12 protein-coding genes are annotated in these 13861 nt (G+C 42.6%); 10 read left to right on the forward strand and 2 right to left on the reverse strand.

Going from position 1 to position 13861, the window contains the following annotated elements:
• Window position 1 precedes the first annotated feature (1 nt).
• The 9 genes from ACGG81_RS04215 (at window position 2) to ACGG81_RS04255 (ending at window position 10802) form a co-directional block, all read left to right on the forward strand.
• The gene (locus ACGG81_RS04215; RefSeq protein WP_320852216.1) at window positions 2-1408 is read left to right on the forward strand and encodes an MBOAT family protein; all 1407 of its coding nucleotides are present in this window, start codon (window positions 2-4) and stop codon (window positions 1406-1408) included.
• Between the two features lie 10 nt (window positions 1409-1418).
• Window positions 1419-2579 (forward strand): DHHW family protein, encoded by a 1161-nt coding sequence (locus tag ACGG81_RS04220; RefSeq protein WP_318265098.1) that lies wholly within the window; start codon window positions 1419-1421, stop codon window positions 2577-2579.
• Window positions 2572-3339 carry a 23S rRNA pseudouridine(2604) synthase RluF gene (gene rluF, locus ACGG81_RS04225; RefSeq protein WP_008976376.1) on the forward strand — a complete coding sequence of 256 codons (768 nt, stop codon included), beginning with the start codon at window positions 2572-2574 and terminating at the stop codon, window positions 3337-3339. The genes ACGG81_RS04220 and rluF overlap by 8 nt, the downstream gene beginning before the upstream one ends.
• A 3-nt stretch (window positions 3340-3342) precedes the next feature.
• On the forward strand, window positions 3343-5304 hold the full coding sequence (gene ligA / locus ACGG81_RS04230; protein ID WP_320852214.1) for an NAD-dependent DNA ligase LigA: 1962 nt from the start codon (window positions 3343-3345) through the stop codon (window positions 5302-5304).
• Between the two features lie 83 nt (window positions 5305-5387).
• Window positions 5388-6842 carry an ATP-dependent Clp protease ATP-binding subunit ClpX gene (clpX, locus tag ACGG81_RS04235; RefSeq protein ID WP_008976373.1) on the forward strand — a complete coding sequence of 485 codons (1455 nt, stop codon included), beginning with the start codon at window positions 5388-5390 and terminating at the stop codon, window positions 6840-6842.
• Between the two features lie 76 nt (window positions 6843-6918).
• Window positions 6919-8628: a S8 family peptidase gene (locus tag ACGG81_RS04240; RefSeq protein WP_390109771.1), complete on the forward strand. Its 1710-nt coding sequence runs from the start codon at window positions 6919-6921 to the stop codon at window positions 8626-8628.
• Between the two features lie 79 nt (window positions 8629-8707).
• On the forward strand, window positions 8708-9310 hold the full coding sequence (locus ACGG81_RS04245) for a zinc ribbon domain-containing protein (RefSeq protein ID WP_390109774.1): 603 nt from the start codon (window positions 8708-8710) through the stop codon (window positions 9308-9310).
• A 19-nt stretch (window positions 9311-9329) separates the two neighbouring features.
• Window positions 9330-9788, forward strand: coding sequence for a signal peptidase II (gene lspA, locus ACGG81_RS04250; protein WP_120090656.1), 459 nt, complete (start codon window positions 9330-9332; stop codon window positions 9786-9788).
• 159 nt (window positions 9789-9947) lie between these two features.
• Window positions 9948-10802, forward strand: a complete 855-nt coding sequence (locus tag ACGG81_RS04255; protein ID WP_390109777.1) for a YitT family protein — start codon at window positions 9948-9950, stop codon at window positions 10800-10802.
• 113 nt (window positions 10803-10915) lie between these two features.
• Here the strand turns inward: ACGG81_RS04255 and pepT are convergent, their stop codons facing one another.
• Window positions 10916-12133, reverse strand: a complete 1218-nt coding sequence (pepT, locus tag ACGG81_RS04260; RefSeq protein ID WP_120090659.1) for a peptidase T — start codon at window positions 12131-12133, stop codon at window positions 10916-10918.
• Between the two features lie 326 nt (window positions 12134-12459).
• Here pepT and rbr point away from each other — a divergent pair, with 326 nt between their 5' ends.
• A complete protein-coding gene (gene rbr / locus ACGG81_RS04265) occupies window positions 12460-13002 on the forward strand; it encodes a rubrerythrin (RefSeq protein ID WP_016440089.1) in 543 nt (180 codons plus the stop codon).
• 232 nt (window positions 13003-13234) lie between these two features.
• Here rbr and ACGG81_RS04270 read toward each other — a convergent pair whose 3' ends face one another.
• Complete coding sequence (locus ACGG81_RS04270) at window positions 13235-13831, reverse strand: helix-turn-helix domain-containing protein (protein WP_016440090.1); 597 nt, start codon at window positions 13829-13831, stop codon at window positions 13235-13237.
• Window positions 13832-13861: the final 30 nt, after the last annotated feature.

A 13861-nucleotide genomic window follows, 5' to 3' on the forward strand; every position in this document is an offset into this window, starting at 1 on the left:
AATGTTATTTAGTAGTATCGTTTTTCTATTTACGTTTTTGCCGGTCACGCTGCTTGTGTACTATCTTGTACCAGGCAGGCTGAAAAACATCGTGCTTCTGCTTGCAAGCCTTGTTTTTTATGCGTGGGGAGAGCCGGTATATGTGATTTTGATGGTGCTATCCATCTTGTTTAATTATGTGTCGGGAATTGATATTGAGCGGAATTTAGAGAATCCATTTAAGGCGAAGCAGAGTCTGGTTATCGCAGTTGCAGTGAATCTGCTGATTCTTGGGTTTTTTAAATATTATGGATTCCTGATAGAGAGTCTGAATGCGGTATTGCCGGTAGAACTACCTTATAAAGAACTGGCACTTCCAATTGGGATTTCATTTTATACTTTCCAGACATTGTCTTATATCATTGATGTATATCGCGGCAAGGTACAAGTACAAAAGAATCTGATTTCCTTTGGCGTGTATGTGACGATGTTTCCACAGCTGATCGCGGGACCGATCGTCAAGTATTCAGATGTGGAGATGCAGTTGCGGGATCGAAATATTACGATGGAAAAATTTGGAGATGGTGCCATCTATTTTGTGCGGGGACTTGCAAAAAAAGTGCTGATTGCAAATATGACAGGGCTGGTCTTTACAAAAGTATCGGCAATCACATTTTCGGAGATGTCGGTTCTGACTGCATGGATTGGATGCATTGCTTACACATTCCAGATTTATTTCGATTTCAGCGGGTATTCAGATATGGCAGTTGGTCTTGGAAAAATGCTCGGCTTTGAGTTTATGAAGAATTTTGACTATCCGTATCTGTCCAAGAGCATTACAGAATTTTGGCGTAGATGGCATATTTCCCTTGGAACATGGTTCCGGGAATATGTGTATATCCCGTTAGGTGGCAATCGGAAAGGGAAAGAACGGACGATTCTTAATCTGATGATCGTATGGTTTTTAACCGGCCTGTGGCATGGCGCGAGCTGGAATTTCGTGATGTGGGGAATGTATTACGGAATACTTTTGATCATTGAAAAGTTTATGATCGGGGATCGGCTTGAGAAAGTTCCGGGGATGTTCAGACATTTGTATAGCCTTTTGTTTGTGATGATCGGCTGGGTATTCTTCTTTAGTCCGACACTTGGATTTGCGTGGAAGTATCTCGGCGTCATGTTCGGAGTCGGAGCAAAGACTGTGGTGGATTCTATGGGGATTTATCTGCTTATTACCAATCTTGCATTGTTTGCGATCGCAGCAGTCGGCTCTACGGCCAAAGTGCATGAGATCTTTGGGCGGATTGTCTATGGAGGATATAAGGTGCGGGCAGTTCTTGCATGTGCAATCTATGCAGGAATGTTCCTGCTATCCATCGCGTATCTTGTGACGGAAACCTACAACCCATTTTTGTATTTCAGATTTTAAGGGGAGACGGATGAATAGAGTAAACAGAAAGAGAAGAAAGGTCAGACTTTGGATGGCGCTTGGATTTATTTCCTGTATAGCGCTGTTAGTTCTGGCGGATGGGATTACAAAGGAAAGAAAATTTTCTGAGGAAGAGAATCGGATGCTTGCAACAAAGCCGAAGGCATCGGTGGAGACTGTCATGAGTGGAAAATTCATGAGTCAGTATGAAAAGTACAAATCAGATCAGTTTCTTGGAAGAGATTTCTGGGTAAGCCTAAAGACAAAAGCAGATCTGCTCCTTGGGAAAAAAGATTCCAACGGGGTTTTTAAAGGAGCAGATGGGTATCTGCTAGAGGAGATCAGCGTGCTTGATCAAGCCTCTTACAAGGAAAATATGGATGCAGTGACAGCATTTGCTGCGCGCTATCCAGATTTGAAAATGCATATGTTGATTGCACCGAATGCGGCAAATATTTTAAAGGAGAAACTTCCGGCATTTGCAGCAACAGAAGATCAGAATGCACAGTTAAAGAGGACAGAGGAGATTGTTTCAGCGGCGGGCATTCAATGGATTGATGCAGCAAAGACGTTAAACCAACATAAAAATGAAGAAATTTATTATCGTACAGACCATCACTGGACAACAAAAGGGGCATATTATGCATTTCAGGAGGCGGCAGGAGACCTGGGGATTTTGCAGGAGGAGATGACAGCATTTGTACCGCATACGGTCACAGAAGAGTTTAATGGGACACTGTCGGCTACAAGTGGTTATGAGCGGTCAAGAAGAGAGAACATTGATATTTATCTTCCAGAGAAAAATGATACAGAGGTTGTTGTCAACTATGTGGAGGAGAAGGAAAAGAGTGCTTCCATGTACAGTTCAGAGAAGCTGGAAGAAAAGGATAAGTATGGAATGTTCTTAAATGGGAATCATGCATTGGTAGATATTAAGACAACTTCAGAGAAGAATCGGAGACTATTGATCTTAAAAGATTCTTATGCGAACTGTTTTGTGCCGTTTCTGACACCATATTACAGGGAAATCGTGCTTGTAGATCCGCGGTATTATTACGGGGATCTGGATGATCTCATTGAGGAAGACAGGATTACAGATGTACTGTTTTTATACAATGGAAATACGTTTTTTACAGACAATAATTTAAGTGGAGTGTTAGCGAGTGAGTAATCAGATAGAGAGAGAATTTGACGCGCCGAAAGAGTCGGTGCGGTTAAATAAATTTTTAAGTGAGGCAGGTGTCTGCTCGAGGAGAGAAGCAGATAGATTGATCGAGAGTGGAAGAGTCACTGTCGATGGCAGACGAGCAGAGATGGGAATGCGTGTCACGAAAGATCAGGAAGTGTGCGTTGGAAAGAAAGTGATACAGAAAAAAGACCGGATGGTCCTGCTTGCAGTCAATAAACCGACCGGAATCGTCTGTACAGAGGAAAAACGGGAGAAGAAAAACATTATCCGTTTTTTAAATTATCCAACGAGGATCACCTATATTGGAAGACTTGATAAGGATTCCGAAGGGCTTCTTCTTATGACAAACAACGGCGATATTATTAACAAGATGATGCGTGCGGGCAACTGCCATGAGAAAGAGTACAAGGTGACTGTCAACAAGGAAGTGACAAAAGAATTTGTTCGGAAAATGTCAGAAGGGGTACCGATCTTAGACACGGTGACAAGACCGTGCAAAGTAGAAAAGACTGGAAAATATAAATTTCGCATTATCCTGACACAGGGATTGAACCGACAGATTCGCAGAATGTGTGAATATTTTGGATATCAAGTGACAAGGTTGGAGCGGGTACGGGTGATGAATATCGAACTTGGAAATCTAAAAAGTGGAGAATACCGCGAAGTGACCGGAAGAGAACTGGACGAGTTATATGAACAATTGAAAGGTTCTTCCAACAACACAGTATATGAGGAGCAGTAGAGTATGGAACAGAAAAAGCAGAGAATGCAGGAACTGGTACAGCTGTTAAATCAAGCGGGGAAAGCTTATTATCAGGATGCAAAGGAAATTATGAGTAACCATGAGTATGACAGGCTGTACGATGAGTTACTTGTACTGGAGCAGGAACTAGGAATTACGATGGCGAACAGCCCGACCGTCAATGTTGGGTATGAAGTATTGAGTGAACTTCCGAAGGAGCGGCACGAGAAGCCGATGTTATCACTTGATAAGACAAAGGAGACAGACAGACTGAAAGAATTTGTCGGAGAGAAAAAAGCAGTGATCTCCTGGAAACTTGATGGACTTACAATCGTGCTGACTTATGAGAATGGAGAACTGAAAAAGGCGGTAACGCGTGGTAACGGTGAGGTCGGAGAAGTAATCACAAACAATGCAAAAGTGTTTCAGAATGTACCGCTTCGGATTGCTTACCGGGGAGAATTGATCCTTCGAGGGGAAGCGGTGATTGGTTATCGGGACTTTGAGAAGATCAATGAAGAAATCGAAGATGTGGATGCAAAATACAAAAATCCGAGAAATCTGTGCAGCGGCTCAGTGCGTCAGCTGAACAATAAGATTACAGCGCGAAGAAATGTGCAGTTTTACGCATTTTCGCTTGTCAAGGCGGATGGAGTGGACTTCCAAAATTCAAGGAATATTCAGCTTGAGTGGCTGAAAGAGCAGGGATTTGATGTAGTGGAACACTATGAGGTGACAAAGGATACTCTGGAAGAACGTGTTCGATTTTTTGCGGAGCATATTGAAGAGAATGATATTCCGTCCGATGGACTTGTACTCACTTACGATGATATTGCTTACGGACAATCTCTTGGAAGTACAGCGAAGTTCCCAAGAGATTCTTTTGCGTTTAAGTGGGCAGACGAGATCCGGGAGACAACTTTGCGGGAAATAGAATGGAGTCCGTCAAGGACTGGACTGATTAATCCGGTGGCAATTTTTGATCCGGTGGAACTGGAAGGAACTACAGTCAGCCGTGCAAGTGTCCACAACTTAAGCATTATGGAAGAGTTAGAGCTTGGGATCGGGGACACGATTCAAGTATATAAGGCGAATATGATTATTCCGCAGATTGCAGAAAATCTTACGCGAAGTGGGATGGATCCGGTGCCGGAATGCTGTCCGGCATGTGGCGGTGAGACAGAGATCCGTCAGGTCAGCGATACGAAGACATTATACTGCACGAACCCAGAGTGTGGGGCGAAGCATATCAAGGCGTTTTCACTGTTTGTGAGCAGAGATGCGCTCAATATTGATGGGTTGTCTGAAGCGACACTCGAGAAATTTATCACACGCGGATTTATCCGCCATTTCTCTGATATTTTTCATTTGGAGCGATATGGAGAGGAAATCCGGTCGATGGAGGGATTTGGGGAAAAATCTTACAAAAACCTTCAGGATAGTATTGAGAAAGCGCGGACAACTACACTGCCAAAGTTGATCTATGGGCTTGGCATTGCGAATATCGGGCTTTCCAATGCAAAGATGATCTGTCGTGCATTTGATTATGATGTAGAGAAAATGCTTCAGGCAGATGTAGAAGCGCTGAATGAGATCCAGGGAGTCGGTGATGTGATCGCGAGGGCTTTTGTTGATTATTTTGCAGTGGAAGACCATCGGGAGGAATTTTTCAGACTACTTGAGGAAGTGAAGATTCCAGAGGAAGAGACGACTCAGGAAGAACAGATCTTCGCAGGCATGAACTTTGTGATCACAGGAAGTGTGGAGCATTTTGCAAACCGGAATGAAGTGAAAGAGGTCATTGAGAGCAAAGGAGGAAAAGTGACCGGGTCTGTCACATCAAAGACGAACTGGCTGATCAACAATGATGTGGAATCAACATCTTCAAAGAATAAAAAAGCGAGGGAACTTGGGATTCCAATCATTTCCGAGGATACATTTTTGAAGATGATTGGAAATAATTAAGGAGAATTTATAGATTCTTAACTTGTTTCAGCGAAACGACTACGATATAATAGACCCATATATGGTAGAAAGAAGGAAAAAGTATGTCAGAAAAAGATTTGACGATAGACAGTGAGATCATAGATGAGATTACAGAAGGAAAAGAAGACAAACATGTGGAGAAGCATGGAAAAGAGCATCCGGATGTGCCGGACGATGCAGGATATGAAAAGTATTGTTCACTTTGCAACCGCCCGGAGAGCATTGCGGGGAAGATGATTGAGCTTCCGAACAATATTACAGTATGTTCTGACTGTATGCAGAAGAGCTTTGATCTAATGTCGAATAGTAATTTTGATTATAGTAAGCTGATGAATATGCCGGGCGTTCATATTATGAACATGGCAGAACTTGAGAATATGATGCCAAAGGCGAAGCCGGTCAAGAAGAAAAAAGAAGGCGAGAAGAAAGAGCCTGCGCTGAATCTTAAAGATATTCCGGCACCGCATAAGATCAAGGCAAAATTAGATGAATATGTGGTAGGGCAGGAGCATGCGAAGAAGGCAATGGCAGTTGCTGTCTACAATCACTATAAGAGGGTAGCGACAGATACGATGGATGATATCGAGATTGAGAAGTCCAATATGTTGATGATCGGGCCAACCGGAAGTGGAAAGACGTATCTTGTAAAGACGCTTGCGAGACTTCTGGATGTACCGCTTGCGATTACAGATGCGACTTCTTTGACAGAGGCCGGATACATTGGTGACGATATTGAAAGTGTTGTCTCAAAGCTTCTGGCAGCTGCAGACAACGATGTGGAGAAGGCGGAGAGAGGGATTATCTTTATCGATGAGATTGACAAGATTGCAAAGAAAAGAAATTCCAGCCAGAGAGATGTCAGCGGGGAATCTGTACAGCAGGGAATGTTAAAACTTTTAGAGGGAAGTGAAGTGGAGGTTCCGGTAGGGGCAAACAGCAAAAATGCAATGGTGCCACTTACGACTGTGAATACGAAGAATATTCTGTTCATCTGCGGCGGAGCATTCCCAGATCTTGAGGAGATCATCAAGGAGCGTCTGAACAAGCAGGCGTCGATTGGGTTTACCGCTGATTTGAAGGATAAGTGGAATCACGATAAGAACATCCTTGAGAAAGTGACTGCCGAAGATCTTCGAAACTTTGGAATGATCCCGGAATTTATCGGACGTCTGCCGATCATCTTTACACTTCAGGGATTGAATGAAGAGATGTTGGTCAAGATCTTAAAGGAACCAAAAAATGCAATCTTAAAGCAGTATCAGAAGCTTCTTGCGCTTGACGAAGTCAAGCTGGAGTTTGACGAAGCAGCATTAGAGGCAATCGCGAAGCGTGCCATGGAGAAGAATACTGGTGCCCGTGCGCTTCGTGCGATCATCGAGGAATTTATGTTGGATATCATGTATGAGATTCCGAAGGATGATAACATCGGACAGGTGACGATCACAAAAGAATATATCGAAGGAACCGGAGGTCCTGTCATCACACTCAGAGGACAGGCACTGCTTACGGGAGAATAGAGAATTCAGGACATTGAAGCATATTCAGTGTCCTGTTTTTATATGATGTAAAGATTGACAAAATTTGGAGGTTATGATGCCGGAAACTATAGAAATATGCAGAAGCAGAGCGATGTCCGAAGAATACCGGGATTTTATTTTTGAAAGTAAAAGACCATATTTTCTTAATGGAATTTCAGGTGCAGAACTCTGTGAGCAGTATGTCGGGTATGAATATCACGTTGTATATATTGACAAGATGTTTGCAGATCCGATGTCTTTGGATCGGTTTACGTATGGGGCAATTCCGAAGTGTTATACTCTTTTGGATACAGAAGCGCTAAATGAGGCAGGAATCAGCCAGATTCAGAATTATCCTACACTGAAACTGACAGGAAAGGGCGTGATGATTGGATTTATTGATACTGGTATCGATTATCAGAATCCAATTTTTCGAAATCTTGACGGAACCACAAGGATTGCGGGAATCTGGGATCAGACGATCCAGGAGGGAGCTCCTCCCCAGGGATTTGTTTACGGAACAGAGTATACAGAGGAGAAGATTAACGAGGCGTTACAAAGAGAGAATCCTCTGGAAGTTGTTCCATCCAAAGATGAGAACAGCCATGGGACATTTCTTGCGAGTATTGCGGCAGGAAGTGAAAACATTGAAAATCGATTTAAAGGAGCTGCGCCGGAAGCCACACTTGGCATTGTAAAATTAAAAAAAGCCAAACAATATTTAAAGGATTTCTATTTGATTGGAGACGATGCAGAGTGCTACCAGGAGAACGATATTATGCTTGGAATCCGGTATCTGGCCGATCTGGCAAAGAAGAAAAAAATTCCATTAGTTCTGTGCATTGCCCTTGGAACCAATATGGGGGATCATAATGGGACTTCTCCGCTTTGCAACTTGCTGGAGATATCTTCCTACACTGCTAATATGGGGATTGTGATTGGTGGTGGAAATGAAGCGAATCAAAGGCATCATTATTATGGGCTGATAGAAAATATGGCGGACAGTAAGAATGTGGAGATCCGTGTGGCGGAAGGTGTAAAAGGATTTTCGCTGGAGTTGTGGACCGAGATTCCGAATGTGTTTGCGGTTTCCATTGTTTCGCCTGCCGGGGAGAAAATTCCCCTTGTGCCAGTGAGACAGGGAATCGGAACGGTGCTAAACTTTGTGTTTGAGAGAACGAGTGTCTATTTGGATTATAGGCTGTTGGTGGAGCGGACGAATTCCGAATTGATCCTGATGCGTTTTGCGGATCCATCCCCGGGAATCTGGAGAATTGTGGTAGAACCACAACAGCTGGCGGATGGGATTTTCCATATGTGGCTTCCGGTTGCAGAATTTTTGACCGGAGATGTATATTTTCTGCAGTCAAATCCAGATACTACTATTACAGAACCTGGAAATACACCGGATCCGATGACGGTTGCAAGTTACAATGGGGCAGATAAGAGTATTGCCATCGACTCGGGAAGGGGGTATACTAGAGGTGGAAGACTCAAGCCGGAATTCGCGGCGCCCGGAGTAGATGTGACGGGTGCAGTAAGCCGTGGGCAGTTCACAAAGAGGACTGGATCCAGTATTGCGACGGGGATCACTGCCGGAGCGACAGCACTTCTGTTTGAGTGGATAGTTTATCAATTGGGCAGAACGAATATTGACTCGATCCAGCTGAAGAATCTGATGATTCTCGGTACAGAGCGTAAAGACACGGAAGTGTATCCAAACAGATCGTGGGGATATGGCAGCTTGAATCTCTACAATACGTTTGAACAGCTTCGGACATTTTAGGATGTAGATCGCACAAACTACATGTGTGACTGCATTCCGATACAGAAAAGAAGAGCAAAGGACAGAAAGGAAGAGCGCGATGAAAGAATTTTTTGAAGATTTAGGAAAATTTATTACAGAGACAGCAGGAAATGTAGGGAAAAAGACGGAAGAGGTTATGGAAGTACAGAAGCTGAAAAGCCAGATCCGCAGTCTGGAGCGCAGCAATCAGGGAGATCTGACAGATCTTGGAAAGATCATTTATGAACGCTTCCGAAAAGAAGAGGCTGTAGATGGAGAACTGGAAGTAATCTGCGAGGAAATCAGGAAGAGAAGAATGATCATCGCTGCCTTTGAGAAGAAACTTGCGGATATGAAAGGCGTGAAAGAATGTGAGAATTGCAAGGAACTGATTGAGAAAGATATGAAGTTTTGTCCGCATTGTGGAGCAGAGGTGAAGAGAGAAGAGATGCCGCAGGAATGTGAAGATATTTTTGCAGAGAGTGATGTATCGGAAAGTGCTAAAATGGAAGAGACAACAGAAGAAGTGATTGAGGATATTATGGAGAAGGCGGCAGATGTGACGAAAGTATCCGTAGAGCATGTAAAAGATGCAGCATCTGAGATTGCTGAGGATGTCAGAGAATCTGTTCATGAGGTGAAAGAACATATAAAGGAGAGCGTGGAGGATATTCGAGAATAGCGACACGCAGAGGGAAATTATGATTTATTTACTCATAGCAGGTAGTTTGCTTGCCTTGGATCTGGGAATAAAATGGTATGTGGAGAATCATTTCACGGAAGCGGATATCAGAAGGGCGGCAGGTGGGAGAATCCTGCTCAGAAAAAGCTATAACAGTGGGATGGCAATGAATTTGCTGGAGAATAAACCGGGATTCGTAAAGTGGTTGACGGCAGGGCTTGGAGTGTTTCTTTTGGTGTATGAGCTGTGTTTGTTGGCAAAGGGCGGAAGAACAGTGGAAAAGACCGGATGGGCGCTTGTTCTTGGAGGTGCGTGCAGCAATTTATATGATCGTTTTCGGAGAAAGTATGTTGTCGACTACTTTAGTTTCCGGTGCAGATGGAAAAAAATACAGAATATTGTGTTTAATTTAGGAGATCTATTTATTTTTACAGGAAGTATTCTTGTAGTATTTGCACAAATATTCCGGAAGAAGTAAATTGACTTTTGGAATTTACCGCGTTATACTTAATAACAGAAGAGCATTTGCGAATGATAATTTTTATGATTTGCAAATGCTTTTTCGGGTATTGGGGGGATTTGGTAAAAGAAAATAAGATCATATCGACAGGGAAAGAAAAAGCAGGAGGCAGAGATCATGAAGAGAATAAATGGAAAAGAACTGGCAATTGATATTTTGATTGATTTTGTAGGAGGGTTTTTGATTGCCGTTGGGATTTATAACTTTGCAGTAAAAGCACAGTTTCCGATGACCGGGTTTTCAGGAATTGCATTGATTTTTTATCATCTATTTCATATACCGATCGGTGCAATGACTATTTTGCTGAATATTCCTGTAGTCTTTCTCTGTTATAAATTGCTTGGGCGTACATTTTTTCTTCGTTCGCTAAAGACAATGATCATTTCTTCGATATTGATGGATGTGGTGGCACCGATGCTGCCAGTATATGAGGGAAATCGAATGTTAGCAGCAATCTGCACAGGTGTATTAGCCGGGCTTGGATATGGAATGATTTATATGAGAAACTCTTCCACGGGAGGTGCGGATTTTGTGATCATGTCGGTAAAAGCATGGAAACCTCATGTATCTATCGGTCAGATTGCATTTGTGATGGATGTGCTGATCGTTTTGATGGGAAGTTTTATTTTCCGGGACGTAGAAGGGATTATTTATGGCTTGATTGTGACTTATCTTCTGTCTGCGGTAGTCGATAAAGTAATGTATGGAATTGATGCCGGAAAGATGACATTGATCGTGACAGATTATCCTCATGAGATTGCGGCAAAGATTGATGAGTATACTGGAAGAGGTGCTACTTTTCTCAGAGGAAGGGGAAGCTATTCTAAAGAGGAGAAAGAGATTGTAATGTGTGCCTGCAATAATAAACAGATGTACACAATCCGGAAGATGGCAAAAGAGATTGACCCGAAGGCATTTATTGTGATCATGGAGTCAAATGATGTGGTCGGGGAAGGATTTAAGGAGAATTAGACTAAGAAGAAAATATATTTACATCCGAAAATGGACGAGGTTTGTAAAAAAGAAAGAACGCATTGCAAATGAGAAGTTTCATCTTGCAGTGCGTTCTTTTCTACATCAAAATATTATTCGGCATATTTCTGAATTAATTTTACGATCATATCTGTGGCAAGATCCATGCCTTCGGCGGTGATATGTTCATATGGTCCGTGATAGCCGTAGCCTCCTGTTCCAAGGTTCGGACAAGGAAGTCCCATGTAGCTTAAACGACATCCGTCAGTTCCCCCGCGGATTGGTGCGACATCTGGTACGATATCAGCAAGTCTGGCAGCTTCCACCGCATTATCGATCAGGTGCATACAACCCTGGATCACTTCTGACATATTCCGGTACTGGTCATGGATTGTCAGTGTGACAGTACCTTCTCCCCACTTCGCATTGAGTTGTTTTGCAATCAGATGCATAGTATTTTTACGCGCCTCGAAAAAGTGAGGATCGTGATCACGAATGATGTATTCCAGTTTTGCGTTGGCAACATCTCCGGACATTTCACAGAGATGATAGAAACCTTCATATCCTTCGGTACCGCGCGGCGTCTCGCAGGATGGAAGCATTGCATTGAATTCCATTGCAACCAGTGCGGCATTGATCATGGTATCTTTACTGGAACCAGGGTGGACATTGAATCCTTTGATCTCAACAATAGCTTCACATGCATTGAAATTCTCATATTGGATCTCTCCCTCCGGACCGCCATCCATCGTGTAGGCGAATTCTGCATCGAAGTCTTTTACATTGAAATGGTTGACACCGGATCCAGCCTCTTCATCAGGAGTAAATGCAACAGAGATTTTTCCGTGAGGGATCTCTTCTTTCTGAATCCGCTCTAACATGGTCATAATCTCAGCAATCCCTGCTTTGTCATCTGCACCGAGTACAGTCGTGCCGTCCGTTGTGATCAATGTGCGTCCCTTCAGGGATGGAAGGTGCGGGAAGTTTTTTACAGACAGTGTGCGGCCGCTTGTACCGAGCACAAGGTCTTCCCCGTCATAATTTTCTGTCACGATCGGGGTGATGTCATGGTCGCAGAAGTCTGATACCGTGTCCATGTGTGCGACAAATCCAAGCTTTGTCTTCTCTTCATATCCTTTTGTTGCAGGAAGAGAAGCGTATACAAAGCACTTTTCATCGACAGAGGCATCCGTCAGCCCCAATTCTTTTAATTCTGTTACGAGAAGATGTGCCAGGTCAAACTGGCAGGAAGTAGTTGGAACCGTTGAGCTTGTATGATCACTTGGTGTACGGACAACTACATACTTTAATAAACGTTCATATGCTCTCATGTTAAAAAATCCTTTCTGTGTGATTGGTCAAAAAGGCACCGAAGGCAGGAAAGTGCCTGCGATGCGACTTGATCTTGCATAAGAACAGTATAGCAAGTAGGGAAAGAGAAGACAAGTAAGAATGAAACTAATGAGAAGAAAAATAACAGAGAATAAGGCAAGAGATAGGTTGAAAGGAAAAAGCATTGTGATATAATGATATTAGATATTGCATCATTTATGTTTTGCCAAAAAGCAATATGTGATAGTGGATTTCTGAGAAACATGAGGATGGATTGTTGATCGTTAGACTGTTTTTTCAAAAAAATGAAAGGAGGAATATTGTTATGAGAGAAAACAAATATGTAGGAACAGAAACAGAAAAGAATTTAAAGGTAGCTTTCTCAGGGGAGTCAGAGGCGCGAAATAAGTATACTTATTTCGCATCTGTTGCAAAAAAGGAAGGGTATGAGCAGATTGCCTCATTATTCCAAAAGACTGCGGATAATGAAAAGGAACATGCAAAAATATGGTTCAAAGAGTTGATGGGGATTGGAGGAACGAAAGATAATCTTAAGACAGCAGCAGAAGGTGAGAACTATGAATGGACAGACATGTATGAGGGATTTGCAAAAACAGCAGAGGAAGAAGGATTTCCAGAACTTGCAGTAAAATTCCGCATGGTTGCGGAGATTGAGAAGCACCATGAAGAACGCTACAGAGCATTATTAAAGAATATAGAGACAGAACAAGTGTTTCGAAAGAGTGAAGTAAAAGTGTGGGAGTGTAGGAACTGCGGACATATCTCGGTGGGAACAGTTGCACCAGAAATCTGTCCGGTGTGTGCGCACCCACAGAGTTATTTTGAGGTACATGCAGAAAATTATTAAAAGAAAGTAAAAATTCTATATAGAAGTGCCGGAAGTGTGCGGATATATCTATCTTGCAAACGAGATAAGCAAAGTTTGTAAAAATAGACTACAGATGTAATTATCAATGCCTCCGGCACTTTTGTTATGTCAGAAGATTGTTAATGGCATTGCTCTTGCGGGAAGAGAGGTATATCATCTAAAAATCAATGGTTCATATTTTTGAACAATAAAAGTGTGTGAAAAATATTCATTATTTTGAATTTAAATCTTCTTCCGTATCCTGACGGAATTCAGAAGTAGATACAATTAGAAATTTTGCAGGCTCTTTCGTATGATTTTCCCAGCGGTGTCCGATTTCATTTGGATAGTACAAGGTATCACCTGTTTCGAGAATATAATTCCCAACCTGATCAAGTGAGAAAGTAATACTACCTTCTAGCATAAACACAAATTCTTCTCCACCGTGATAATAATAGTCGCCGGAATTCGTCCCGGCTGGCATATCGATAATGCCTCCCCACATACGGCTTTCCCCTTTTGTAACTAGTGATTCTACGATGGACTCTCCATTGCTTGTGTTGCGAACAAAGGAAGTGCGTTCATTTTTACGGACAAGTTTTACGCGGTCGGTGTCATCCTGGATAAAGAGTGCAGAAATAGGGAAATTCAAAGTTTCGCATAGGGAATATACACTGACGAGATTCGGGGAAGTTTTACCTGTTTCAATCTGGCTGATCGTCCCCGCAGCAACCCCTGATTTTATCGATAATTCTCTGATAGATAAACCACTTTCGACTCTTCGGTTCTTCAAAAGAAATCCAATTCTTGTAAGATTTAGTTTTGACATAATATCCCCCTTTTTGTAAATTGATTGGTT

This window comes from Faecalimonas umbilicata (assembly GCF_042846195.1).
GTDB classification, from domain to species: domain Bacteria; phylum Bacillota; class Clostridia; order Lachnospirales; family Lachnospiraceae; genus Faecalimonas; species Faecalimonas umbilicata.